Here is a 24,765-nt window from a genome sequence, read left to right as displayed (position 1 = left end):
GCGACAGGAGCTATCATGTTGACGACCGTTCCGGACTGTTTCCTTGAGCCAGCCCCGCAAGATCATCCATGTCGACATGGACGCCTTCTACGCGTCGGTGGAGCAGCGCGATGACCCCGGTTTGCGCGGAAAGCCGGTGGTGGTGGCATGGAAGGGCGCCCGTTCGGTGGTCTGCGCAGCGTCCTATGAGGCACGGAAATTCGGTATCCGTTCGGCGATGCCCGCACTGCGCGCCGAGCGGCTGTGCCCGGACGCGATCTTCGTGCCGCCGGATTTTTCCCGCTACAAGGCGGTGTCGCGGCAGATCCGCGCGATCTTCCTGCAGCACACACCACTGGTGGAGCCGCTGTCGCTGGACGAGGCCTATCTGGATGTGACCGCCTCGCCGAGCTGTGGCGGCATCGCCACCGAGATCGCCCGCCGCATCCGCACACAGATCCGCGAAACCACCGGGCTGACCGCCTCGGCCGGCATCGCGCCGAACAAGTTCCTGGCCAAGGTCGCCTCGGACTGGCGCAAGCCCGATGGCCAGTTTGTGGTGCCGCCGGCGAAGGTGGAGCAGTTCCTGACACCGCTGCCGGTGCAGCGTGTGCCGGGCGTGGGCAAGGTGATGCAGGGCCGGCTGGCGGCGTTGGGGATTGCCACCGTCGGCGACCTGCGCGGCTTGCCGCTGGAACAGCTGCAGGCCCTGTTCGGCAGCTTCGGGGCCAGCCTGTACCGGCGCGCGCGCGGCATCGACGAGCGCCCGGTGGAGCCGAACCAGCCGGTGCAGTCGATTTCCTCCGAGGACACCTTCGCCGAGGATCTGCCGCTGGGCGGTTTCGATGAGCTGATCACCCAGCTGGCCGAACGCACCTGGCGTGCGACCGGACGCACCGAGCGCATCGGCCATACCGTGGTGCTCAAGCTCAAGACCGCGCAGTTCCGCATCCTCACCCGCAGCTTTACCCCGGATACGCCGCCGGCCTCGGTGGAAGAACTGCGCGATATCGCGCTGGCCTTGTGCCGGCGCGTGCAGTTGCCGGCCGACACACTGTACCGGCTGGTGGGCGTGGGCCTGTCCGGGTTCCGCGACCGCGAGGAGGTGGTGCGGCAGGGCGATCTGTTCCGCCCGCAGCACCGGGAGTGAGGGCCCCGCGCCCCAGCGCCTCGCTACAATCGGGCGTTTACATGGATGGAGGCAGGACGGGTGGCAACGACGGCGGTGGTTTTCGATCTGGATGGCACGCTGGTGGACAGCGCGGGCGATATCGCCGAAGCGGTGAACCGCACCCTGGATGGACTGGCACTGCCGCGCGTGGCCGAGGCCACGGTGCGCGGCTGGATCGGGGACGGCGTGGGCAACCTGGTCGCCACCGCATTGCGGCACAGTGGCAGCGGACAGGTCGCCGCCGCGGTGATGCCGGCCTTCATGCAGCACTATCACGCCTGCCTGCTGCGCAGCCCCCGGCTGTATGACGGCGTGATGGATACGCTGCAGGCGCTGCAATCACGCGGTATGCCGATGGCGATCTGCACCAACAAGCCGTCGGCGCTGGTGCCACCGCTGCTGCAACACCTGGGTATCGCCGGATTTTTCGCGCATATCGTCGGCGGTGATTCGCTGCCGCAGCGCAAGCCTGCCGCCGAGCCGCTGCGGCATAGCGCCGCTTTGCTGGGACAGGCGGTGGACCAGTGCCTGATGGTCGGCGACTCGGCGACCGACCTGCAGGCGGCCAACAACGCCGGCATGCCCATCGTGCTGGTGCGCTACGGCTATCCGCGCGATCTGGATCTGGATGCCGCCGCTGCGGAGGCGGTGGTGGACGACCTGCGTGAGCTGCTCGGCCATATCGGCTAGCCGCGTGACATCCGGCCGATGCCTCGCGCACAGCTTATGTGGCGAACGGTGACGGCCCGTAGAAGCGGTGCAGATGCGCGGCCACTGCCGGCATCTCCTGCTGCAGCAGCTGCGGTGCGGAGAAGTGGTATTCGCTGACCACGGCGAAGAATTCTTCCGGCGCCTCGGCGGCATACGGGTCCAGGGCGGTGTCCGCACCGGCATCCACCTGCTCGCAGAAGCGCTCATAGCACTGCTGGAAATCCCGTGCCCACTGTTTCTGCCAGGTCCGCGGCAGGGGCGGGGTGCCGTCCATCGCGCCATCGAGCACGTCGATTTTGTGTGCCATCTCGTGCACGGCCACGCAGAAGCCGGCCTGCGGATCGGCAAGATCAGCCTGCACATCGGCCCACGACAGGATCAGCGGGCCGCTGTCCCAGGCTTCGCCGATCAGCTCGTCGTCCCATTCGTGCAGGATGCCGGCCGCATCCACATGGCTGCGGCGCACGCGGAAGGCGTCCGGGTAGACCACCAGCTCGGACCAGCCATGCAGGCCCTCGGCGCCGAACTCGATCAGCGGCAGGCAGCACAGTGCCGCCAGCAGCAGGCGCTGGGACGCATCCAGTTCCAGACCCGCGACCGGGATGATCGTCTTGTGTTGCAGGAACAGCGCGACCAGTCCGCGCAGACGCCGGTCACGCTCCGGGGCAAGCGGCTGCAGCCACGGGCACTGCGCGCAGACCGAGCGCCACAGGGCTTCATCAACCGGTGCGGGGGAGCGCTGCCACCAGCGCCAGGAAACAGGGATCAGCGGAACATCCCGGGCAGCAACCGGTGCCATCGCGGGGCGCGCGGGCGCGGAAGGATTTCCTCGTCACTGCCTCCGCCGGTGGCGGGCAGGGCACGCTTGCTGGCCGAAACCGGCGCGCTGTTGCCCAGGTTCACCGATGCCGCTGGCGCCGCTACCCGTTCCACCTCGCTGGGGGCATAGGTGCAGCCATTGTCATCGATGCCGTTGAGCGCCTCGGCAGCCTGCGCTGAAAGCGGCACCAACAACAGGATCAGGCAATGTGCGAGGTGGCGCATCGTCAACATCCGGAGCGGGCAGACTCCCGATTCTAGCCTGCTTTTTTCCCTGAATTGCGGCTGTGCTGGGCGCCCTGACGGCCATCCCGCATAATTTCGCCAATTGTTTGGAGGAATGTGTGCCGTGGACGACCGCGAACTGCTGGCCAAGCTGGGCACCGGCCCCCTGTCCGGCGATGCCCTGGCCAGGGAGCTGGGGCAGACCCGGGCGGCGGTATGGAAGCGGATCCAGGGCCTGCGCGCGGCGGGTGTGGCGATCGCCGGCCGGGCCGGCGAGGGTTACCGGCTGGAAGGGCCGCTGGAACTGCTGTCGACCAGCGCGATCCGCGCGGCGATGACGGCGGAGGCGGCGGCGCTGCTGGGCCATCTGGACGTGAGCTGGAGCGTGGCCTCGACCAACAGTGAGTTGCTGCAGCGCAATGCGCCGCTGCGCGGCGTGGACGTGCTGCTGGCCGAGCGCCAGACCGGTGGCCGTGGCCGGCGCGGGCGGCACTGGGCATCGCCATTGGCCGCGCATGTCTACCTGTCCCTGTCGCGCGCGTTCCCCGGCGGCTTGTCGCGGATGGGCGGCCTGAGCCTGGCAATGGGCGTGGCGGTGGTGGAGGCGCTGCATGCCTGCGGTTTCGGAGGGGCCAGCCTGAAGTGGCCCAATGACGTGATGGTGGACGGCCGCAAGCTGGGCGGGTTGCTGGTGGAAGGCGGCGGCGAGTTTGCCGGGCCGGCGCGGGCGGTGATCGGGCTGGGGCTGAATGTGCACATGCCCGCAGCGGTCGCCGCCGATATCGGCCAGCCCTGGACCGACCTGGACCGCTTGGCCGGTGCCCCGGTTTCACGCAACGCAGTGGTGGCGGCGCTGCTGTCGGCGCTGCTGCCGGCGCTGGAGCTGTTCGAGCAGCAGGGGCTGGCACCGTTCCTCGCGCGCTATGCCGGCATGGATATGCTCGCAGGGCGCATGGTACGGGTGGAGGAGGCCGGCGTGCTGCATGAGGGCGTGGCCTGTGGTCTGGCCGAGGATGGGGCATTGCGGGTGGATATCGATGGAAGCGAGGTCTGTTTCCATGCCGGCGAAGTCAGTGTGAGAGCGGCATGAGCGAATGGTTGTTCGATCTGGGGAATTCGCGATTCAAATTTGCGCCGCTGCGGGAAGGCTCGCCCGGCGACGTGCAGGCATGGCCCCATGGTGCCGAGGCGATGACCGCCAGTGCCCGCGCGGCCCTGCCACACGGCGATACCGCCTGGGTGGCCAGCGTGGCCGCCGCCGGTCTGACCGCCGAGGTGATGGCGCTGCTGCACGAGCGCTTCACGCAGGTGCGGATCGCGCGCACGCAGGCCGAGTGTGGCGGCCTGCGCATTGCCTATGCGCAGCCGGAAAAACTGGGCGTGGACCGTTTCCTGGCGTTGCTGGCCGCCGTGCGCCTGCAGCCGCCGGTGCTGGTGGTCGGCGTGGGAACGGCGCTGACCATCGACTTGCTGGATGCCGACGGCCTGCATCGCGGCGGCCGTATCGGCGCTTCGCCCACGGTGATGCGCGAAGCCCTGCACGCCCGCGCGGTGCAGTTGCCCGCCAGTGGCGGCGACTACGCCGAGTTCGCCTGTGACACCGCCGATGCGCTGGCTTCCGGATGTGATGGCGCCGCGGTGGCGCTGGTGGAGCGCAGCCAGCGACTGGCCGGCGCGTTGCTGGGCACCGTGCCACGCCTGCTGCTGCATGGGGGCGGTGCCGCGCCACTGCTGCCGCTGTTGCCTGCCGCCGGACATCGGCCGGCGCTGGTGCTGGAAGGGCTGGCGTACTGGGCCGTGCACCAGCCCCGTCAGGAACGCTAGGATCAGCCCATGGTGATCCGCTTCCTGATCGTTGTCCTGGCCATCCTCAACGTGGGGGTCGCACTGTGGTGGCTGGCGCCGAAGCCGGCTGCCGCACCCGTACCGGCACGCGCCGAGCCCGGCGTGGCCACGCTGGAACTGCTGCCGCACCCGCAGGCGAGCGGCACCGTGGCGCGGCCGGCCGATACGGCGATGGCAATGCCTGCAAAAGCGCCTGAAACCGATCCGGCGGTTGCGGTTGATGTGCCGGCAGCTTCGCCGGCAGCCGTTATCGTCCCCAGCGCGACACCGGTTCCGGCACCCGCACCCCCACCGGCGGTGGTGCAGGAGTGCCTGCGCCTGGGGCCGTTTGCTGCCGAAGCCGAGGCGAAGGCGGCACTGGCACGGCTGGCGGGGATGGCCGAACGACCGCGTCTGCATGAAGTGCCGGGCAAGGCGGCATCGGGATATCGCGTGCTGATCCCGGCCGCGGTCAGCCGCGAGGACGCGCAGGCTACGGTCAAGCGCATCGTCGAGGCGGGCTTCAGCGACTACTTCATCATTGCCCAGGGAGACGACGCCAACGCGATTGCCCTGGGCCAGTACCGCAACCGGGAAGGCGCCGAGCGCCGTCTGGCATCACTGGCCGCTGCCGGCTTTGCCGCCACGCTGGTGCCCAGCGGCAATGAAACACCGGCGCGCTGGTGGATCGACGCCACCCTGGCGGCTGGCACCGGTGCGGCGGCAATGAGGCAGGCTGGAGCCACGCAACAGCAGTCGCTGGATTGCGCACGGCTGCGCTAGAATGGCACCCCGCCGGCCACGTCGCGCCGGTGGTTCCGCGCCACAGTTCGCGTACACTGCCCGCGCTGCCGCAACGGCCGCGGAAACAACATGCCGCTTTAGCTCAGTTGGTAGAGCAACTGTCTTGTAAACAGTAGGTCGTCCGTTCGATTCGGACAAGCGGCACCACTTCCCCCTTCTTGCCTGTCACCTGCTGCGCTGCCGCGAGTTGTTCGCCCGCGCGCTGGCTAGACTGATTTCATTTGCAACGGAGGTGGGTCATGGCCGGTTTTCGTCCCGTTTCATTGATCGGGGTGCCAACGGATGTGGGCGCGGGGCATCGTGGTGCGCGACTGGGGCCGGAGGCGCTGCGTATCGCGGGTCTGCCCGAGGCGCTGGTGGCGCGCGGGGTCGAGGTGCGCGATGTCGGCAACCTGCAGGGGCCGGTCAATCCATGGACCGGGCCGGTGCACGGTTACCGGCATCTGGACGAAGTGGTGGCGTGGAACCGCACGTTGATGGACGCGACCTTGACCGAGCTGGAGGATGGGCGTCTGCCGATCATGCTCGGTGGCGACCATTGCCTGGGCATCGGCTCGATCACCGCGGTGGCACGCTGGTGCCGTCAGCAGGGCAGGAGACTGCGGATCCTGTGGCTGGATGCGCATTCGGATTTCAACACGTCCCAGGTCACGCCTTCCGGCAACATCCACGGCATGCCGGTGGCGTGCCTGTGCGGGCTGGGCCCGGACGCGCTGACCCGGCTGGGAGGCGACATGCCGGCCATCTCGCCGCAGCAGGTGCACCAGATCGGCATCCGCTCGGTGGATCCGGAAGAGAAGCGGCTGATCCGCAGCCACAACGTCGATGTCTACGACATGCGCTATATCGACGAGGCCGGCATGAAGCACACCATGCAGGCGGCACTGGAAGGCGTGGATGTCGATACCCACCTGCATGTCAGCTTCGATGTGGACTTTCTTGATCCGAGCATCGCCCCCGGTGTGGGCACCACGGTGCCGGGCGGAGTGAATTACCGCGAGGCGCAGCTGGTGATGGAGATGATCGCCGACACCGGGCGGCTGGGGTCACTGGACATTGTCGAACTCAATCCACTGCTCGATCACCAGAACCGCACCGCCGAGCTGGCGGTGGATCTGGTGGAAAGCCTGTTTGGAAAATCCACACTGATGCGGAATTGACGGTCTCGCCACGTCACTGAACACACGGTCCCGGGCTTCACACCGGCTGCACGGAACAGCCGCCAGATTCCTCTTCACGCGCGGCACGCAGGTCGCGGCGCCTCCGGGGCCTGCGGATGCCGAGGGAAGCTCGGAAAGGAGAAGTCTGATGAAACGTATGTTGATGGTCGCCCTGGTGGGTATGTTCTCGATTGGAATGCTCAGCGGCTGCAACACGGTCGCCGGTGCCGGCAAGGACATGCAGAAGGCCGGTGAGAAAGTTGAAGACAAGGCCCAGGACTGCAAGGACGGCCGCTGCTGATGATCCCCCGGCCCGAGGGGCCATTCCTTTCGCGTTCCACCACAGGAGAAAAACATGAAGCGTCTGTCCTGCTTGATGCTGGTGTCATTGCTCTCGATGGCCGTGCTTGCCGGTTGCAACACCGTTGCCGGCGCCGGCAAGGACGTGCAGAAGGCCGGTGAGAAGGTGGAGGATGCCGCCACCCGGTAGGGCCTTTACAACGGGTCGCAACAAGGCCGGCATTGCCGGCCTTTTTCATGCGCTGTTGCCGAACATGAAGCGGCATTCAAGAACGTCAACATCGCTCAACGGATTCTGGACAGGGTGGCAACACGTGCAGACCGATGCTGGACCCACGCGGACACACCGCGTTTCCCCCGAATGGAGAACACCGATGAACAAAGACATCATTTCCGGCAAGTGGAGCCAGCTGAAGGGCAAGGCACAGGCCAAGTGGGGTGATCTGACCGATGACGACTTCAAGGTGGCCGAGGGCAATGCCGAATATCTGTCCGGACGTCTGCAGGAGCGTTATGGCTGGGCCAAGGATCGCGCGGAAAGCGAGGTGCGTGATTTCCAGAAGACGCTGCACAGGGACTATCCCGATTACCACTGAGCCAGCAGCTGCCGGCGCGTGAACAGCACTGGGCCGCAGCGATGCGGCCCAGTGCTTTGGAGCGGACGCCAGCAGCTACGGCACATACAGCTACGGCACCTGCGGCATCGCCGGTGACCGGTGCCGTGCGGATGCCGGCCATCGCGATGCCGGGCATGGCGGGCGGGGCCGGCGCATGCCGGTTACACTGGCGCGGTTAATCCGTCCGTCACCCTTGCGTACATGACTACCCGCGTCCTCACCGGCATCAAGCCCTCCGGCACCCCGCACATCGGCAACTATCTGGGCGCGATCCGCCCGGCCATCGCGGCCAGTCGCGCCGGTGATACCGAAAGCTTCTTCTTCCTCGCCGACCTGCACAGCCTGATCAACACCCAGGATCCGTTGCGCGTGCAGCGTTCCACGCTGGAGATCGCCGCCACCTGGCTGGCGGCAGGCTTGGATCCGGACAAGGTGTGGTTCTACCGGCAGAGCGATATCCCGGAAATCACCGAGCTCACCTGGTACCTGACCTGCGTGGCCGGCAAGGGCATCCTCAACCGCGCGCATGCCTACAAGGCGGCGGTGGACAAGAACCGCGAAGACGCCCAGGACGACGATGCCGGCATCAGTGCCGGACTGTTCATGTATCCGGTGCTGATGGCCGCCGATATCCTGATCTTCAACGCCAACACGGTACCGGTCGGTCGCGACCAGATCCAGCACATCGAGATGGCGCGCGATTTCGGCCAGCGTTTCAACCATCTCTATGGCCACGACTACTTTGTGCTGCCCGAGGCGGTGATCGACGAGAACGTGGCGACCTTGCCGGGCCTGGACGGCCGCAAGATGAGCAAGAGCTACGACAACGTGATCCCGCTGTTCGCGCCGCCGCCGGAGCTGAAGAAGCTGATCTTCTCCATCGTCACCGACTCGCGTGCGCCCGGCGAGCCCAAGGACACCGAAGGCTCGGCGCTGTTCCAGATCTACCAGGCGTTCGCCACGCCGGCGCAGACTGCCGCTTTCGCCCAGGCGTTTGCCGACGGCATCGGCTGGGGCGATGCCAAGCAGCAGGTGTTCGAGCGGGTCGACAGCGAACTGTCGGAAATGCGCGAGCGCTACAACGCCCTGATGGCCGAGCCGCAGAAGATCGAAGCGCTGCTGCGACGCCGTGCTGAACAGCTGCGCCAGCAGTTCGCCATTCCGCTGCTCAAGGCGGTGCGCGAGGCGGTGGGTCTGCGCGATTTGTCCGCCGCCGGTGATACGGCCAAGCCGGTGGTCGCCGCCAAGGCCGCGCTGCCGCTGTTCAAGCAGTATCGCGAGAAGGATGGCCGCTTCTATTTCAAGCTGCTCGATGGCGAAGGCCAGCTGCTGATCCAGAGCGTGGGCTTCGACTCGCCACGTGATGCCGGGCAGCTGATCGCGGTGCTCAAGCAGGCCGAGCAGGGCGATGCGCTGCAGAGCGAGCTGTTCAGGATCGAAGGCGAAGTGGAGCCGGTGCTGGCCGCGTTGCAGGCACTGCGCGAGGCCGCCGCCAAGGATTGATCCACCTGCATCCCACGGGGAGGGACACGTCGATGGCCTGGTTGTCGTTGTTGCTGTTCCTGCCGTGGTTCTGCGTGATGGGTGCGCTGTACTGGTGGTTCCCGCGGCAGCCGCGGCATCGCGCCCGCACGCTGTTCGATGCGTCCATGCTGGTGTTGGCGCTGCTGGTCAGCACCGGTTTCATGCTGTGGGGCTACCGGGTGGGCGCGGCCGAAATGGCGCATGGCCTGTGGAAGCAGATCATGGCGGTGCTCTACGCCTATGGCGGCTTCCTGGCGGTGATGGTGCTGGCATTGCTGCTGCGCCCGCGGGTGCTCTCGCGCTGACACCGCGGTTGCGACCAAGGTGCAGTGGAAGCGGCCGGCTGCCGCTGGCAGCATCGAAGGCCCACCCTCCCGGAGCGGCACGATGTTCGTCGACCTTGGTATCCACACCATCGACACCGCGTTCCAGCGCGACCACTTCGATGCGGCCTATCTGATCGTGCACAACGGACGCGGGGCGTTCGTCGACTGCGGCACTTCCCATTCCGTGCCCCGACTATTGGCGGCGGTGGCGCAGGCCGGCCTGCAGCCTGCCGATATCGACTGGCTGATCCTCACCCATGTGCATCTGGACCATGCCGGCGGCGCTGGCGCATTGATGCGGGAATTGCCCAATGCCAGGCTGGTGGTGCACCCGCGCGGAGCGGCGCACATGATCGATCCGGCACGGCTGGTCGCCGGTGCCACCGCCGTCTATGGCGAAGCCGAGATCGCGCGCAGCTATGGGCAGATCCTGCCGGTGGCGGCCGCGCGCGTGGTGGTGGCCGAGGATGGTCATCGCGTGTCGTTGGCCGGGCGGGAGCTGCTGTGCGTGGACACGCCCGGCCATGCGCGGCATCACCATTGCATCTGGGATGCGGCCAGCCGCAGCTGGTTCACCGGCGACACCTTCGGCCTGTCCTACCGCGAGCTGGACAGCGATGCCGGTCCGTTCATCATTCCGACTTCATCGCCGGTGCAGTTCGAGCCGGAGGCACTGCATGCCTCGATCGAGCGGCTGATGGCGCGCGCACCGGTGGCGATGTACCTGACCCATTACGGCCGCGTCGAAAATCCCGCGCGGCTGGCCGCCGAACTGCATGCGCAGATCGATGCGATGGTGGCGATCGCCCGCCGCTGCGATGGCCTGCCGGACCGCCATGACGTGCTGGTCGCTGCACTGGGCGCGCTGTATGTGGCGCGTCTGCGCCTGCAGGGCAATGCACTGGACGAAGCGCAGGTGCTGCGCGTGCTGGCGATGGATATCGAACTCAACGCGCAGGGGCTGGCGTGCTGGCTGGACCGCGACAGGCGCTGAAGCGGTCGCGGTGTTTGCGGCACTGTCCGGGACAGCCGTGATGACCGCGTTTTTCGCACTTCCGCACACGCTTTCGCCTTAAAATCCGCAGGTCTGTCCGCTTGCTGGTAACCGCCGTGAACCCGATGCGCATCCTGTTGCTTTCATCCTGCCTGTTTGTCGGTGGCATCGCGCAGGCGGCCAACGATCTGCCCGGCGGCGGCATCGATGCGGAGGCGCTGTCGCGGCATGTGCGCATCCTCGCCTCGGACGAGTTCGAAGGCCGCGCACCGGCCAGCACCGGCGAGCAGCGTACGGTCGATTACCTGGTCGAACAGTTCCGCAGTGCCGGTCTGCAACCCGGTGGCGAGAATGGCGGCTGGGTGCAGAACGTGCCGCTGGTGCGGGTGCAGGTGGAGGGCGCGGTGAGTGCCAGCCTGCAGCTGGGTGCAACCCGGCGCGCGCTGGTCAATGGCCAGGACATGACCCTGCAGAGCCTGCGCCCGCAGGCGGCGGTGGACGTGCGCGATGCGCCGCTGGTGTTTGTCGGCTATGGCATCACCGCGCCGGAACGGCACTGGGACGACTACAAGGGCGTGGACCTGCGCGGCAAGATCGCGGTGGTGCTGGTCAACGATGCCGACTTCGAGGCCGATGCACCGGGCGCGTTCGATGGCCGCGCGGTGACCTATTACGGGCGCTGGACCTACAAGTTCGAGGAAGCCGCGCGCCGTGGCGCGGAAGGGGTGCTCATCGTGCACGAGACCGCGCCGGCGGCGTATCCGTGGGCGACGGTGAAGGCATCGGGCACCTCGCCACTGTTCGACATCGAGCGCAGCCCGGCCGACGCGCTGGCCCAGCACACGCCGCTGCGTGGCTGGATGCAGCGGACGCTGGCCGAGCAGCTGTTCGCCGCCGCCGGGCTGGATTTCGAGGCCGAGAAACGCAAGGCGATGCGGGCCGATTTCGTTCCGGTGGCGCTGGAGGATGCGCGGCTGTCGGCGCAGTTCAAGCTCAAGCGCGAGGCGGTGGTGAGCCGCAATGTGGTGGCCAGGCTGGAGGGCGCCACCCATCCGCAGGAGTCGGTGATCTTCTCCGCGCACTGGGATGCATTCGGCATCGGCCAGCCCGACGCCAACGGTGCCACGGTGCGCCACGGTGCGATCGACAACGCCACCGGCGTGGCGGCGGTGCTGGAGCTGGGGCGGGTGTTCGCCGCCGGTCCGCAGCCGCAGCGCACGCTGTACTTCATCGCGTTGACAGCCGAGGAAAAAGGCCTGCTCGGTGCCAGCTACTACGCCGCGCATCCGCTGGCACCGCTAGAAACCACGGCAGCGGTATTGAATATCGAGATGTTCAGCCCGGAGGGTGAAACGGCCGACATCGCCACCTGGGGCAAGGGCCGGGTGTCGCTGGAAGGTGATGTGGACCGTGTCGCGCGCGCGCGTGGCCGCCGCTGGTCGCCGGATGCGGATCTGGAAGCGGGCTTCTTCTACCGGGCCGACCACTTCGCCTTCGCCCGCAAGGGCGTGCCGGCGATCACCTTTGGCGCCGGACTGGACAAGCTGGACGGTGGTATCGCCGCCGGGCGTGCGCTGCGCGACGCCTATTTCGCCAACTGCTACCACCAGGCCTGTGATGCATGGAGCCCGCAATGGGATGCGCGTGGATTGGCCGCCGACACGTTGCTGGTCTACGACCTCGGCCTGGAACTGGCCAACAGCCGTCACTGGCCGGGCTGGGAGCAGGGCGCCGAGTTCGAGGCCACTCGCAAGGCCAGTGACGCGGCCCGGCGCTGACCGGGACAGCGCGGCTGCTGCAACCGGGTGTTGCGATGGCGGTGGCAGTGGCCATGCCGTGCGTACCCTAAAATAGCCCGACCCTCTGTCGGCACCTGCCATGTCCGTTCCCGTTTCCGCACAGACCGTCCCGCGTGGCGGTCTTGTCGTCGTCGCCCTGTTGCTGGTCTATGTGGTCTGGGGCTCGACCTATCTCGGCATCCATCTGGCGCTGGAAAGCGGCCTGCCGCCGCTGTCGGTGATCTCCGGCACGCGTTTCGTCATCGCCGGTGGGCTGCTCTATGCGCTGTTGCGCTGGCGCGGAGTGGCCGCCCCGACCCGCGCGCAATGGCCGACGCTGGGGGTGATGGGCTTCTGCCTGCTGTTCCTCGGCAACGGCATGGTGGTGATGGCCGAGCGCGATGTTTCCTCCGGGCTGGCGGCCGTCGCGGTGGCCTCGGTGCCGCTGTGGATGGCGCTGTTCTCGGCCTTCCGTGGCGAACGGCCGACGCGCGGGGAGTGGCTGGGCATCGGCATCGGCTTTGCCGGCGTGCTGTGGCTCAACGCCGGCAGCAGCCTGACGGCGACACCGGCCGGACTGGTGTTCCTGCTGATCGCGCCCCTGGGCTGGGCCGCCGGCTCGATCTGGTCGCGCGGCCGTGATCTGCCTTCGCCGTTCATGACCGCCGCCGCGCAGATGCTGTGCGGTGGCGTGATCCTGGTCGCTGGCGGGCTGTTGCGTGGCGAGCGCATGGACACGCTGCCGAATCTGCAGGGCGTGCTGTCGGTGGGCTATCTGACCGTGTTCGGCTCGATCATCGGTTTCACCGCCTATGTGTGGCTGCTGCAGAACGTGCGTCCGGTGCTGGCCAGCAGCTATGCCTACGTCAACCCGGTGATCGCGGTGGCGCTGGGCGCGTGGATCGCGCATGAACGTTTCAGTGCCGCCGATATCGGCGCGATGGCGGTGATCCTGGCCGGCGTCGTGGTCATCACCCTGGCCCGGGTGCGCCGCACATGAGCGGCAACGACTATCGCAACGGCCTGTGGGCCACCACGCTGGCCTTCGTCATCTGGGGCCTGTTCCCGCTGTACTGGCATCTGCTCAAGCAGGTGCCGTCGGACCAGATCATCGCCCACCGCATCGTGTGGAGCGCGGTACTGCTGTTCGTGCTGCTGTTCGTACGCGAGCGGCTGGACTGGGTGCGGCGGATCCGCGCGGTGCCGCGCACCTTCTGGCTGCTCGGCCTGGCCAGCGCGGTGATCGGTTTCAACTGGAGCCTGTACATCTGGGCGGTGAACGCCGGGCATGTGGTGGAAACCAGCCTGGGCTACTTCATCAATCCGCTGCTGAGCGTGCTGCTGGGTGTGCTGGTGCTGGGGGAGCGGCTGGGCAAGCTGCAGTGGCTGGCGGTGGGGCTGGCGGCAGTGGGCGTGGCCTGGCTGACCTGGCAGGGGGGACGGGTGCCGTGGATCGCCATCGGCCTGTCGATCTCGTTCGCGCTGTATGGCCTGCTGCGCAAGCTGACCCCGGTCGAGCCGGTGGCCGGCATCGGCATGGAAAGCCTGTTCCTGTTCGTGCCGGCACTGGCCTGGGTGCTGTGGGCCGAAGCCGGGCATGGCGGTGGTTTCACCGGCGGCTGGGGCTGGGGCACGCTGGCGCTGCTGGTTGCCTCCGGCGCGGTCAGCGCGGTGCCGTTGATCGCCTTCACCTACGGCGTGCGGCGCATCCCGCTGAGCGTGGTCGGGCTGCTGCAGTACATCGGCCCGACCCTGCAGTTCCTGTGCGGCGTGCTGGTGTTCCGTGAGCCGTTCGGCATGGCCAGGCTGGTCGGCTTCGCCTTCATCTGGGCCGGGCTGGTGGTGTTCGCGCTGGCCGGCTGGCGTGCGACCGCCCGCGCCAGGAATGCAGCGGTCAACTGAGATCCCGGGCAAAAAAGACGGCGCCCCGAAGGACGCCGCCTGCTCAACGCACAGCGTGATGGATCAGAAGCGCTGCTGGTACTTCATGTAGATGAAACGGCCGATGTCGAAGCCGCCGTAGTAGGTGAAGCTGCTGTTCGGCTGGCTGTACATGACCGGACCTTCGTGCTTGAAGACGTTGTTGACGCCCAGCGAGACGGTGCCGTTCCACGGTGCCGCGTAACGCACCTGCAGGTCGTGGAAGGTGCTGGAGCCCACCTGCCGGCTCGGCTGCAGATCGGTGTAGGGCGACTGGAAACCGGCCAGGTTGCACTCCGGGCCACCGTCCAGGTCGTAGGAGCACTTCTCCTTCATGCCCGAGTAGTAGCGGGTGGTCCAGCTGGCGCCGAGGTTGCCCTTCTGCCAGTCCAGCGTCAGGTTGGAACGCACGCGGAAATTGCCGCCCCAGCCGGTGTACTGCTCCACCGGGGTGGTGTCGACGTTGTCGCTCTTGCGCGACAGGTAGTCCACGTAGGTGGTGTTCCAGCGCAGCGCGAGCTGGCCCAGCGCCAGTTCCGGCAGACGGTAGCGGATGCCCACGTCGTAGCCGGCGGTTTCCTGGTAGCCGGCGTTGTTCAACGACCGGTTCATGCTGCTGACCTGGCCCTTGTTGGCGCCGGAGGTGTAACGCTTGAAGCGTTCGCAGGCCGAATCGATGCCCTGCACGTAGCACTGGTTGAGGATGTCGGTGGCCGACTCGCCGACGATCACGTCGTCGATGCGGATCTTCCACCAGTCCAGGCTCAGGTCCAGGCCGCTGACGAAGTCCGGGCTGTAGACCAGGCCCACGGTCCAGGTCTTGGCGGTTTCCGGCTTCAGCTCCGGGTTGGAGCCGGAGGTGAAGTCGGTCACCGCCTGTGCGCCGGAGGTGCTGGCCACTTCGCCGTCGGCGGTCTTCTGGCGGAAGCCGTCACCCATGCCGGCGGCGGTGCAGCGTGCGGCCACCTCCGCGTTGCGTGATGCCGCGCCGAAGGAGCGGTCGCATGGATCGGTGATGCGGTCACGGGTGGTGACGGTGCCGCCGTACAGATCGTCCACGGTCGGCGCACGGAAACCGGTGCCGTAGGTGGCGCGCACCAGCAGCTCGTCGACCGGCTTCCACTTCAGGCCGAACTTGCCGTTGGTGGTGCCGCCGAAGTTGTCGTAGTCCGAATAGCGGCCGGCCACATCCAGCGACAGCTCGCGTACCAGCGGCAGGTCGGCCAGCAGCGGCACCTGCAGTTCCAGGTAGACCTCGTCCAGCTTGTAGTCGCCGGCGGTCGGCTGGCCGCTGGTGCCGGCGATCTGGCCGTTCTGCACCATCAGGTCCGGGGTGTAGCTGGCTTCTTCGCTGCGGTGCTCCACGCCCATTGCCGCCAGCACGTCACCGGCCGGCAGCGAGAACAGCGAGCCGGAGATGTTGGCGCTGAACACCTTGGTGGTGCTGCGGATATCGTCGACGAAGCTCTTGAACAGGTAGTCGCGCACCGCAGGGTCGCCGCTGAGCGAGCCGGGGCTGTTGCTGCCCATCGGCGCCAGTGGATTCCACGGCACGCAGCCTTCGATCACGTTGTCGACGGTGCCGCAGCGGGCCACGCCATTGGCGTCGATGAAGGAGGCGCCGACCGCATTGTTGACGTGCGGCTGGTACATGCTCTGCAGCGTGCGGCGTTCGCCCTCGTTGCGGTTGAACATGTAGCCGACGTTCCAGTCCCAGTAGCGCGAGCCGGTCTCGAAGCTGCCTTCCAGACCAAGGCTGGCGCGCTTGGTGGTCAGGCTGTTGTTGGTCGCGCGCGGGAATTCCTCGGTGCGGTGCGAGAACAGCACGTCCTTGCCCCACAGGTTGAACGCGCTGTCCTTGGACAGAGCCGCGCGCGCACCGCTGTTGGCCTGCGCCTGGGACACCGAGTACGGATAGCCGGCCAGCTGCTTGAGCGACTCGCGCTCGCTGTACAGCACGTCGGCAACGATGCGCAGGTTGTCGGTGATGTCGAAGCCGCCATTGGCGAAGGCCGACTTGCGCTCCAGTGCCGACAGCAACGTCATGCTGCTCTTGGTGTTGGAGTAGGTGGCCGGATCACGCGGCTTGAAGTTTTCAAGTTTCGACGGGTCGCCGCCGGGGCCTACACTGAGCACCTTGCCATCGACAGTGACCGAGCCCCATTCGGTGGTGCCGCTGAGGCCATCGTTGGGATGGTACGGACCGTTCGGATAGGCGGTGAATTCGCGCGCGCCGCCCAGCACCGGATCTTCCTGGGTGCTTTCGGCGCCGATGCTGAACCAGCCGCGCTCGAAGGTCTTGCCGAAGGTGGCACTGTAGGCCCGTTTCTGGCCGTCGCCTTCACCGTACTGGCCGACATAGGCGCTGGCGTCGCCGCCATCGAAGTTCTTGCGGGTGATGACGTTGACCACGCCGGCGATGGCGTCGGAGCCATACAGCGCCGAGGCACCGTCGGTCAGCACTTCCACGCGCTCGACAATGGCCGAAGGAATCGAGCCGACATCGGAATAGCCGCCGGCGCTGACGCCCATGCGGCGGCCGTCGATCAGCACCAGGGTGCGCTCGGGGCCGAGGTTGCGCAGGCTGACGAACATGCCGCCGTAATCGCGGCCGGAGGACAGCGCCGAGGCGCGGCTCAGCGACGGCGCGCCGGCAGCGGTGACATCCTGCAGGATGTCGGCGACGTTGACGTAGCCCTTCTTCTCGATCTCGGCGCGGGTCAGCGCGATGACCGGCTGGGCGGTCTCAACGCTGGCCTGGCGGATGCGCGAACCGGTGATCTCGATGCGGTCCAGCGTGGTGGTGCCGTCATCGGTGGACTGTGCGAAAGCGGGGGTGCTGCAGCTGGCGACCAATGCGAGGAGGATCGCATTGCGCAGCGGGGTAGTGCTGAGGTACATAGGAACTCCTGGACAATCAAACAAAAAAGCGGCTTCGGAAGGCGCTGTAGGTACTGCGTCAACACGTGGGGGACGCGGATTCTAACCTTTCAAGAAATTTCCATCCGGCTAGGACTGGCGGTGTTCAGATCGCAGCAAAGTGCTGCCATGCTTCGTCCCATCTGCGCGTTGAGGCGCAGACAGGCATGGGCGGATGTGGCTGCAGGCATGCCTTGTGGCGGTGCCGACAGCGCGTTGAACTGCAACGGGTAAGGAAGCGGTGGTGACGCTGTCATCACCACCGCCTGCATCAGGTCTCGCGCAGTGCGGTGGTGATCGGCAGCCGCGCCGCACGCAGGGCGGGGAAGAGGCCACCGACCAGGCCGATGCCCAGCGCCCACTTCAACCCGCTCCACAACAGCGGCGGTGACACCTTGAACTCGAACACCACCTGGCTGAAGTTCTGGCCCAGCGTGGACACGGTGAAGTTGTTGAACGCCAGCCAGGTGACCAGCCCGCCGAGCAGTCCACCGAGCAAGGCCAGCAGCATGGTCTCCAGCATCACCGCCGTGACCACGGGCATCCCGCGGAAACCAATCGCGCGCAGCGTGGCGATTTCGCGCGCGCGTGTGGCCACCGCCGCGTACATGGTGTTGAGTGCACCGAACACCGCGCCCACCGCCATGATCGCGCCGATCACCGTGCCCAGCACCTTGAGCAGGCCGTTCAAGCTGCCGCCCTGCTTGCGGTAGTACTCGGCGGTGGTTTCCACATCCAGTTTCAGGCGTGGATCGGCCTCGACGGCGGCCTTGAAGGCCGCGAAGCCTGCCTTGCCCTCGGTGCGCACACTGATCGACTGCCACGCGCTGCGGTTGTAGGTGCTGGCCAGGGTCTGTGCATCGGTCCACAGCTCGGACTCGTGCGCATCGCCGGATTCGAAGATGCCCACCACCGTCCAGGCCTGGTTGCCGAGCATGAGGGTGCTGCCCACATCCAGGTTCTGGAACTGCTTCTGCGCGCCGCGGCCGGCGACGATCTCGCGCACGCCGGTGCCGAACCTGCGGCCTTCGACAACCCGCACCTTGTCATGCACCGCCCAGGCCTGCTCGCCGACGCCACGGAACTGCGCGTTCACGTCGGTGCCATCGCTGCGCGAGGTGAGGTTGACCACCTGCGAGACTTCGGCCGACAGCAGCGGCCGGCCATTGTCGCCACGCGCCACCCCGGGCAGGGTTTCCAGCAGTGGCACCTGGTCGCGGGTGATGACCGAATTGGTCTCGGCCTGCGAGCCGCCGCGCAGCACGATGGCGGTGTGGTCATCGCCGGTGCTTTCCAGCGTGGCCTGGAAGCCCTGGCCCATCGCCAGCATCGCCACCAGCACGCCGACCACGCCGGCGATGCCGATCACGATCACCGAGGAGGCGCCCCAGCGTTGCGGCAAGCTGGCCAGACCGATGCGGGTGGCCGCCAGCGCCAGCCGGCCGCTGCGGGTGAGCAGCAGCCACAGCGCGATGATCACCACCACGACGGCCACGCCGATCCACGGCAATGCGATCCATGCGCCCAGCACAACGGCCAGCAGCACGATCACCAGCGCGTTTGCAAGAAACTTCTTCATGTCGTTCTCCTCAGCGCCCGGCCAGTGCGTCGACGATCTTCAGGCGCTTGGCGCGCAGTGCCGGCAACACGCCGACCACCAGCCCGATCGCCACGATCAACCCCAGTCCCATCCCCCAGGTCTGCAGCGGCACGCTCGGTGGCAGCAGGCCCATGGTCTTCGGTGCCATCACCGGCAATGCCGCTGCCGCCAGGCCCAGGCCGATGGCTCCGCCCAGCCCGACCAGCAGCACCGATTCGACCATCACCAGCATCAGCATGGTGCCGTCGGTGAAGCCCAGCGTCTTCAGTGTGGCCAGCTCCGGCACGCGCTCGCGCACCGCCTGCGCCATGGTGTTGCCGGTGAGCAGCAGCAGGGTGAAGAACACCGCGCCCATGATCGAGGTGACGATCAGGCCGATGTCGGCGAACTGCTTGATGAAGGCCTGCTGGAACGCCGATTCGGTCTGGGTCCTGGTCTCGTGGTCGGAGTTGGCCGAGAGCGCATCGATCGCCTGCGCCACGCGCGAGGCGTGGTCGGGATTGTCCAGTCGCACCGTGTACCAGCTGACCTGGTTCTTGATGTAGTCGTTGGATTCGTCGAAGTACTTCCAGTTCATCATCAGCTGGCGTTCCTCGTTGTCGGCGGTGGCGGTGTTTTTTGACTTGAATATGCCAACCAGTTGCAACGGCCAGTCGTTGCTGCCGCCGCGTGGAAAGATCGTGGCCTGCAGCGGGATGGTGTCGCCGATCTTCCAGCCGAACTGGGTGGCCAGCGATTCACCGACGATGGCGCCGGTGCGGGTATTGCGGAACGCCTCGACCTGCTCTTGGGGAATCTCGAACTCGGTCATCAGGTCGAAATAGTTCGGCGCCACCGAGAAGTTGGGAAAGAAGTTCTTCGGGTCCTGGTAGATGCCACCGAACCACATCGCGTAGGTGACATCGCTGACACCCTCCACCTGGCGGATCTGCGATTCCAGCCGGATCGGAATGGTCTGGGTGATGGACAGCCGCGAGCCGACGATCAGCCGGTTGGCCCCGGCCACGCTGCTGCCGCCGCTGGCGAAGGCCACGCGCACCGAATCGAGCATGCCGAACAGCAGGAACGCGGTGACGATGGACAGCAGGGTGAACAGGGTCCGCGTGCGGCTGCGGAACAGCTGTGCCCATATCAATGAGAAATATTTCATGGCGCACCGCCCTGCGCACCACCGTGCGGGCGGCTTCGCCGTGAAAAACACCGGTCGTGTTGTTTCTTCATTGCCGCGCTCCTTCGTGCAGCGGGGCGTCGACCAGCTCGCCCTTGTCCAGATGCACGGTGTGGGTGGCGTATTCGGCCGCCTTGGGATCGTGGGTGACCATGATGATGGTCTTGCCGTGTTCGCGGTTGAGCAGTTGCAGCAGGCCCAGCACTTCTTCGGCGCTCTGGCGGTCGAGGTCACCGGTGGGCTCGTCGCAGATCAGGAAGGTGGGATCGGAGACGATGGCTCGGGCAATCGCCACGCGCTGCTGCTGGCCGCCGGACAGCTCGTTGGGGCGATGGTCGCGACGGTCGGCCAGGCCGACCAGGGTCAGTGCGATCTGCGCGCGGCGTTTGCGATCGGCGGCGGTGAGGCTGGTCAGCAGCAGCGGCAGCTCCACATTCTTCTGCGCGGTCAGCATCGGCATCAGGTTGTAGAACTGGAACACGAAGCCGACGTGGTGGCTGCGCCAGGTGGACAGCTGGCCGGCGCTGAGCTGGTCGATGCGCTGGTCTTCGATGTTGATCTCACCGCCACTGGGCACATCCAGCCCGCCGATCAGGTTGAGCAGGGTGGTCTTGCCGGAACCGGACGGGCCCATCAGCGCGACGAAATCGCCACGCTCGATGTCCAGGTCGATGCCATGCAGCACCTGCACTTTCTCCGGGCCACGCTGGTAGGTCTTGGTGATGTTGCGCAAGGAAACGAGGGTGCTCATGGATGGTCCTCTGCGGTGGATACGGAGTTGGACTGCGTTTTGTTTCTTCTCTTGCCTGTGCCTGGCATGGGAAAAGGGCGGAACCTGCCGTTGCCGTTGCCGTTGCCGTTGCCGTTGCCGTTGCCGTTGCCGTTGCCGTTGTTCGTGTTCTTACTTTTTGCTTTTGCTTTTGCTTCTGCTTGATGCCGTTGAACTGTCTCGCCGTAGAGCGGGCCGAGCACCGCAGCGGATCGGGGGATGAAGGCGCGGGTGTCTGAGCGAAGCGAGTTCCGCGCCGCCCCGATCCGCGAGGAGCACAGGGGACCGATGCGGTTTCATCGCATCGGCTCGCGTCCGGCCGTGCTTGACCAGCCATTCGGCTGTTGGAAAAACGCTTCTTTGGGCCACCTTTCTTTGCACGAGTAAAGAAAGGTGCGCTCGCTCCTGCGCAGCAGGAGTGAAAGCTTTGCTTCATGCCTTGGCTGTTGCTTTTTTCCAAAGCTGAAAAGCGTTTTCCAAAGCTGAAAGCCAAGCAGCGGCAGAAGCAGCAGCAGGGCTTTCGCTTCCCTTCGGGAGCGAGTTACTTCTCTTTGCTCGTGCAAAGAGAAGGTAACCAAGAGAAACACGGCCGGACGCGATCCGTCGGGCTGCGCCCGCCGGTCCCCTGCGCTCCTCGCGTGCCGAGGGGACGGCGCACAACTCGCTTCGCTCAGACACGTGCGCCTCTTTCCCCTCGGCACACTCCGGTGCTCGGCCCGCTCTACGGCAGGAGGAGTCAAAAGCAAAATCACGGGCAACAGCAACAGCAACAGCAACAGCAACAGCAACAGCAACAGCAACAGCAACAGCAACAGCAACAGCAACAGCAACAGCAACAGCAACAGCAACAGCAACAGCAACAGCAACAGCAACAGCAACAACAGCAGAATCAAAATTCGGAGCGACTGCCTGCTGCACGATTCGCCCAACGCCAGCAGGCATCACACAGCCGGCACCAAGCGGCTTACTTGTCCGCGGCGCCGGTCAGTGCCACCTTGTCGCCATCCTTCAAGCTATCCGGGGGATTCACCACCACCGTCTGCCCGGCACTCAGGCCCGACAGCACCTGCCTGTCCTTGTTGAACGTCTGGCCGGGCTGCAGCACCTGCAGCTGCACGGTGTCATCGGACTGCAGCACGAACGCCACCGGTTTGCCGTCGCGCTGCACGATGGCGGCTGCCGGAATGCGCACGCCCTTCGGGACGTCGGTGCCGGCCGGAGCGGCCTTCTCCAGGAAGCTCACCCGCACGCCCATCTCCGGCACGATGCGGTCATCTTTGACACCCAGCCCGACCCGCACCTTCACCGTCGCCTTGCCGCGATCGGCGGTGGGCACGATGGCGATCACCTCGCCGGGAATCTTCCAGTCCGGATAGGCGTTGAGCACCGTCTCCACCGGCATTTTCGGTTGCACGCGGCCGATGAAGGCCTCGCCGACTTCCACTTCCACTTCCAGCGAATCCATGTCGACGATGGTGCCGATGCCGGTACGGGTGAAGCCGCCGCCGGCCGACAACGGCGAGACGATCTCGCCCGGCTGCGCCGCCTTGGCGGTGACCACGCCGGAGAACGGTGCACGCACGATGTTGTTGTCCACGCCCAGATCGGCGATGGCCAGCGCATCCTGCGCCACCTTGGCGTTGTAGCGGGCGGTCTGCAGCTGCGCGCGCAGGCTGTCGCGTGCGGCCACGGCCTGGTCGTACTGCGAGCGCGAGACCAGCTGCTGGCCGACCAGTGATTGCAGGCGCGAGGCTTCGGCGTCGGCCTGGCGCAGCTGCGCCTGCAGACCGCCGATCTGGCTGCGTGCCGCCTCCAGCTGCGCGGCGTTGAGGCGGCGCTGGGCGTTGGCGTCGATCGGATCGAGCGTGGCCATCACCTGGCCTTCCTCCACGCGCATGCCTTCCTCGATCATCACCTCGCGCACCTTGCCGGTGATCTTGGCCGACACCGTGGCCATGCGCCGGGCGACCACGTAGCCACTGGCATCCAGCACCGCGGTGCTGCCGGCGCCGGCCTGCGCCATGGGCACGACCGTCGCGGTCTCGACCGTCGCGGCCGGTTTGCCGCTGGTGAACATGCCGATGGCAAGGGCCGCCAGCAGCACCAGCAGCAGGCCGATGACCACCCACAACCAGCGCCGCGAGGACGCCGGCCCGCGCGGTGGCGGCGTAGCCGAACGGTCGATGCGGAGTTCCTTCAGCAGTTCAGCGGATGCATTCATGTGGGAAAGGACGGCGCGGTCAGTGGAATGTGACGGAAGGTAACCCAAACCGGTGCGATGACCAGGTCAGGACTGGGGCAGAGCATAGGCGGCCGGCAGCGGCGACACAGGTGACGGCTGTCACCTGCTTTGCCTGACCGCCATGACTGCCATTACGCCGGCACCACGCCGAGGATGACGCCATTCCACCCGGAGATGAGTGTGATGGCGCAGGGCAAGGAGGTATTGGCCAGCCTGCATGGCGTATACAAACGCTACGGCAACGTGCGGGCGCTCGATGGCATGGATCTGGAACTGCAGGCTGGCCAGGTGCTGGCACTGCTGGGTCCCAACGGGGCCGGCAAGACCACCGCGATCGGCCTGTTGCTGGGCCTGCTGCGTGCCGATGCCGGCCAGGTACGGCTGTTCGGCCAGGACCCGCAACAGCTGGCGGCACGCCATGGCATCGGGGTGATGCTGCAGGATGCGCAGCTGCCGGAAACGCTCACCGTGCAGGAATTGCTGCGGCTTGCGGCCAGCTACTACCCGGCACCGCGTCCGCTGGCCGAGAGCGCCGCGCTGGCCGGTATCGAGGACCTGCTGGGCCGCCGCTACGGCAAGCTCTCCGGCGGCCAGCAGCGGCGGGTGCAATTCGCCATCGCCCTGTGCGGTCGCCCGCGGCTGCTGTTTCTGGATGAACCCAGCGTCGGTCTCGACCTGCCCGCGCGCCAGCGGCTGTGGGTCACGGTGCGCGCGCTGGTGGGTGAGGGGACGGCGGTGGTGCTGACCACGCACTATCTGGAAGAGGCCGAGCAGCTGGCCGATCGCATCTGCGTGATGCTGCGCGGCCGGGTGGTCAGCGATGGCAGCGTGGACGCACTGCGTGCCCGCGTGCTGATCCGCGCGGTGCGCTGCCGGTCGCGATTGGATGCGGTGCAGGTCGGCCGCTGGCCGGGCGTGCGCCAGGCACGGCGTGACGGCGACCATCTGCAGTTGGCCTGCGACCAGGTCGAGGCGGTGGTGCGCCGTCTGCTCGCCGCCGACCCGGACCTGTCCGCACTGGAGGTCAAACCGGCCGGTCTGGAAGAGGCTTTCCGCGATCTCACCGACACCCGCGCAGAGGCTGCCTGATGGATACCCTGTCTTCCCCGATTCCGGCCAGCGCAGCTGCCGACACCGCAATGTCCGCCCGGCGCGTGCTGGGTGCGTATCTGCAGGAGGCACGCGCCGAATGCCTGCGTTACCTGCGCAACCCCGGCTTCGTGCTGCCGTCGCTGCTGTTTCCGGCCGTGTTCTACCTGATGTTCGCCGTGGTGCTGGGCCTGGGCAACTCCGCTGACGGGCCACGCTTCCTGCTCGGTACGTACTCCACGTTCGGGGTGATGGCGCCGGGCCTGTTCGGTTTCGGCGTGTCGCTGGCGATGGAGCGCGGCAACGGTCTGCTCACGCTCAAACGCGCACTGCCGATGCCGCCGGCGGCCTACCTGCTCGGCAAGATGGCCATGGCGATGCTGATGGCGCTGGTGATCGTGGGGCTGTTGCAGGCGCTGGCGGTGCTGGCCGCCGGTGTGCAGTTGTCGCCCGTACAGATGCTGCGCCTGGGCGTGAGCGGTGTGCTGGGCGCGTTGCCGTTCTGCGCGCTGGGCCTGCTGATCGGCACGCTGGTCAAGGGCGATGCCGCCCCGGCGCTGGTCAACCTGCTGTACCTGCCGATGGCCCTGCTGTCGGGGCTGTGGTTCCCGCTGTCGATGCTGCCACCGGTGCTGCGCACGTTGGCCCCGGTATGGCCCAGCCATCACCTGAACATGCTCGCCCAGTCGGCGGTCGGCTTCGATACGGGCAGTGCATGGCCGCACGTGGTGTGGCTGGCGGTGTTCACCGTGGCGGTCACCACGCTGGCCGGCTGGCGTCTGCGCCGGCATGGCTGATGGCATCATTGCCCCACGACAACAGGACC

The 24,765-nt window shown here is 66.8% G+C and carries 26 protein-coding genes and 1 tRNA gene; 18 read left to right on the top strand and 9 right to left on the bottom strand.

Annotated features, from left to right (window positions below):
• Window positions 1–43: 43 nt before the first annotated feature.
• A complete protein-coding gene (gene dinB / locus ACSBPQ_RS13780) occupies window positions 44–1,129 on the top strand; it encodes a DNA polymerase IV (protein ID WP_442682665.1) in 1,086 nt (361 codons plus the stop codon).
• A 60-nt stretch (window positions 1,130–1,189) separates the two neighbouring features.
• Complete coding sequence (gene gph, locus ACSBPQ_RS13775) at window positions 1,190–1,840, top strand: phosphoglycolate phosphatase (protein ID WP_442682664.1); 651 nt, start codon at window positions 1,190–1,192, stop codon at window positions 1,838–1,840.
• 34 nt (window positions 1,841–1,874) lie between these two features.
• Here gph and ACSBPQ_RS13770 read toward each other — a convergent pair whose 3' ends face one another.
• Both ACSBPQ_RS13770 and ACSBPQ_RS13765 read right to left on the bottom strand, forming a co-directional pair.
• Window positions 1,875–2,660 (bottom strand): zinc-dependent peptidase, encoded by a 786-nt coding sequence (locus tag ACSBPQ_RS13770; protein WP_442682663.1) that lies wholly within the window; start codon window positions 2,658–2,660, stop codon window positions 1,875–1,877.
• On the bottom strand, window positions 2,627–2,905 hold the full coding sequence (locus tag ACSBPQ_RS13765; RefSeq protein ID WP_442682662.1) for a hypothetical protein: 279 nt from the start codon (window positions 2,903–2,905) through the stop codon (window positions 2,627–2,629). The genes ACSBPQ_RS13770 and ACSBPQ_RS13765 overlap by 34 nt, the downstream gene beginning before the upstream one ends.
• A gap of 124 nt (window positions 2,906–3,029) precedes the next feature.
• Between ACSBPQ_RS13765 and birA the strand changes: the two genes are divergently transcribed.
• From birA to rarD, 14 genes are all read left to right on the top strand, one after another.
• A complete protein-coding gene (gene birA / locus ACSBPQ_RS13760; RefSeq protein WP_442682661.1) occupies window positions 3,030–3,995 on the top strand; it encodes a bifunctional biotin--[acetyl-CoA-carboxylase] ligase/biotin operon repressor BirA in 966 nt (321 codons plus the stop codon).
• The gene (locus ACSBPQ_RS13755; RefSeq protein WP_442682660.1) at window positions 3,992–4,729 is read left to right on the top strand and encodes a type III pantothenate kinase; all 738 of its coding nucleotides are present in this window, start codon (window positions 3,992–3,994) and stop codon (window positions 4,727–4,729) included. Before birA ends, ACSBPQ_RS13755 begins: the two co-directional genes overlap by 4 nt.
• Before the next feature lie 9 nt (window positions 4,730–4,738).
• On the top strand, window positions 4,739–5,512 hold the full coding sequence (locus ACSBPQ_RS13750) for an SPOR domain-containing protein (protein WP_442682659.1): 774 nt from the start codon (window positions 4,739–4,741) through the stop codon (window positions 5,510–5,512).
• A 92-nt stretch (window positions 5,513–5,604) separates the two neighbouring features.
• Window positions 5,605–5,680, top strand: a tRNA-Thr gene (locus ACSBPQ_RS13745).
• 92 nt (window positions 5,681–5,772) lie between these two features.
• Window positions 5,773–6,693, top strand: a complete 921-nt coding sequence (gene rocF / locus ACSBPQ_RS13740) for an arginase (protein ID WP_442682658.1) — start codon at window positions 5,773–5,775, stop codon at window positions 6,691–6,693.
• A 157-nt stretch (window positions 6,694–6,850) separates the two neighbouring features.
• Window positions 6,851–6,994: an entericidin A/B family lipoprotein gene (locus ACSBPQ_RS13735; protein ID WP_442684598.1), complete on the top strand. Its 144-nt coding sequence runs from the start codon at window positions 6,851–6,853 to the stop codon at window positions 6,992–6,994.
• A 54-nt stretch (window positions 6,995–7,048) separates the two neighbouring features.
• Window positions 7,049–7,183 (top strand): entericidin A/B family lipoprotein, encoded by a 135-nt coding sequence (locus ACSBPQ_RS13730; protein WP_442682657.1) that lies wholly within the window; start codon window positions 7,049–7,051, stop codon window positions 7,181–7,183.
• 184 nt (window positions 7,184–7,367) lie between these two features.
• Window positions 7,368–7,589: a CsbD family protein gene (locus ACSBPQ_RS13725; protein ID WP_442682656.1), complete on the top strand. Its 222-nt coding sequence runs from the start codon at window positions 7,368–7,370 to the stop codon at window positions 7,587–7,589.
• 222 nt (window positions 7,590–7,811) lie between these two features.
• On the top strand, window positions 7,812–9,113 hold the full coding sequence (locus ACSBPQ_RS13720) for a tryptophan--tRNA ligase (protein ID WP_442682655.1): 1,302 nt from the start codon (window positions 7,812–7,814) through the stop codon (window positions 9,111–9,113).
• 32 nt (window positions 9,114–9,145) lie between these two features.
• On the top strand, window positions 9,146–9,439 hold the full coding sequence (locus tag ACSBPQ_RS13715; RefSeq protein WP_442682654.1) for a hypothetical protein: 294 nt from the start codon (window positions 9,146–9,148) through the stop codon (window positions 9,437–9,439).
• Between the two features lie 82 nt (window positions 9,440–9,521).
• Window positions 9,522–10,454, top strand: a complete 933-nt coding sequence (locus tag ACSBPQ_RS13710; protein WP_442682653.1) for an MBL fold metallo-hydrolase — start codon at window positions 9,522–9,524, stop codon at window positions 10,452–10,454.
• A gap of 125 nt (window positions 10,455–10,579) precedes the next feature.
• Window positions 10,580–12,232 carry a M28 family metallopeptidase gene (locus ACSBPQ_RS13705; RefSeq protein WP_442684597.1) on the top strand — a complete coding sequence of 551 codons (1,653 nt, stop codon included), beginning with the start codon at window positions 10,580–10,582 and terminating at the stop codon, window positions 12,230–12,232.
• 100 nt (window positions 12,233–12,332) lie between these two features.
• Window positions 12,333–13,232, top strand: a complete 900-nt coding sequence (gene yedA, locus ACSBPQ_RS13700) for a drug/metabolite exporter YedA (protein ID WP_442682652.1) — start codon at window positions 12,333–12,335, stop codon at window positions 13,230–13,232.
• Window positions 13,229–14,134 carry an EamA family transporter RarD gene (gene rarD / locus ACSBPQ_RS13695; protein WP_442682651.1) on the top strand — a complete coding sequence of 302 codons (906 nt, stop codon included), beginning with the start codon at window positions 13,229–13,231 and terminating at the stop codon, window positions 14,132–14,134. Before yedA ends, rarD begins: the two co-directional genes overlap by 4 nt.
• 63 nt (window positions 14,135–14,197) lie before the next feature.
• On the opposite strand, the gene ACSBPQ_RS13690 is transcribed toward rarD, so the two are convergent.
• The 7 genes from ACSBPQ_RS13690 to ACSBPQ_RS13660 all read right to left on the bottom strand — a co-directional run bounded on the left by ACSBPQ_RS13690 (window position 14,198) and on the right by ACSBPQ_RS13660 (window position 22,829).
• On the bottom strand, window positions 14,198–17,053 hold the full coding sequence (locus tag ACSBPQ_RS13690) for a TonB-dependent receptor (RefSeq protein WP_442682650.1): 2,856 nt from the start codon (window positions 17,051–17,053) through the stop codon (window positions 14,198–14,200).
• Between the two features lie 289 nt (window positions 17,054–17,342).
• Window positions 17,343–18,650 carry an ABC transporter permease gene (locus tag ACSBPQ_RS13685; protein WP_442682649.1) on the bottom strand — a complete coding sequence of 436 codons (1,308 nt, stop codon included), beginning with the start codon at window positions 18,648–18,650 and terminating at the stop codon, window positions 17,343–17,345.
• Between the two features lie 10 nt (window positions 18,651–18,660).
• Complete coding sequence (locus tag ACSBPQ_RS13680; protein ID WP_442682648.1) at window positions 18,661–19,821, bottom strand: ABC transporter permease; 1,161 nt, start codon at window positions 19,819–19,821, stop codon at window positions 18,661–18,663.
• 67 nt (window positions 19,822–19,888) lie between these two features.
• Window positions 19,889–20,590: an ABC transporter ATP-binding protein gene (locus ACSBPQ_RS13675; protein ID WP_442682647.1), complete on the bottom strand. Its 702-nt coding sequence runs from the start codon at window positions 20,588–20,590 to the stop codon at window positions 19,889–19,891.
• Window positions 20,587–20,811 carry a hypothetical protein gene (locus ACSBPQ_RS13670; protein ID WP_442682646.1) on the bottom strand — a complete coding sequence of 75 codons (225 nt, stop codon included), beginning with the start codon at window positions 20,809–20,811 and terminating at the stop codon, window positions 20,587–20,589. Before ACSBPQ_RS13670 ends, ACSBPQ_RS13675 begins: the two co-directional genes overlap by 4 nt.
• Before the next feature lie 93 nt (window positions 20,812–20,904).
• Window positions 20,905–21,501, bottom strand: coding sequence for a hypothetical protein (locus tag ACSBPQ_RS13665; RefSeq protein WP_442682645.1), 597 nt, complete (start codon window positions 21,499–21,501; stop codon window positions 20,905–20,907).
• A 71-nt stretch (window positions 21,502–21,572) separates the two neighbouring features.
• Entirely contained in the window at window positions 21,573–22,829 is a 1,257-nt protein-coding gene (locus ACSBPQ_RS13660) for an efflux RND transporter periplasmic adaptor subunit (RefSeq protein ID WP_442682644.1), read from the bottom strand.
• 204 nt (window positions 22,830–23,033) lie between these two features.
• Here ACSBPQ_RS13660 and ACSBPQ_RS13655 point away from each other — a divergent pair, with 204 nt between their 5' ends.
• On the top strand, window positions 23,034–23,939 hold the full coding sequence (locus ACSBPQ_RS13655; protein WP_442684596.1) for an ABC transporter ATP-binding protein: 906 nt from the start codon (window positions 23,034–23,036) through the stop codon (window positions 23,937–23,939).
• Complete coding sequence (locus tag ACSBPQ_RS13650; protein ID WP_442682643.1) at window positions 23,939–24,736, top strand: ABC transporter permease; 798 nt, start codon at window positions 23,939–23,941, stop codon at window positions 24,734–24,736. Before ACSBPQ_RS13655 ends, ACSBPQ_RS13650 begins: the two co-directional genes overlap by 1 nt.
• Window positions 24,737–24,765: the final 29 nt, after the last annotated feature.

This window comes from Stenotrophomonas sp. JC08 (genome assembly GCF_052180205.1).
In the GTDB taxonomy this organism is placed as follows: Bacteria; Pseudomonadota; Gammaproteobacteria; order Xanthomonadales; family Xanthomonadaceae; genus Stenotrophomonas.
This window is presented reverse-complemented; position numbering and strand designations above follow the sequence as displayed.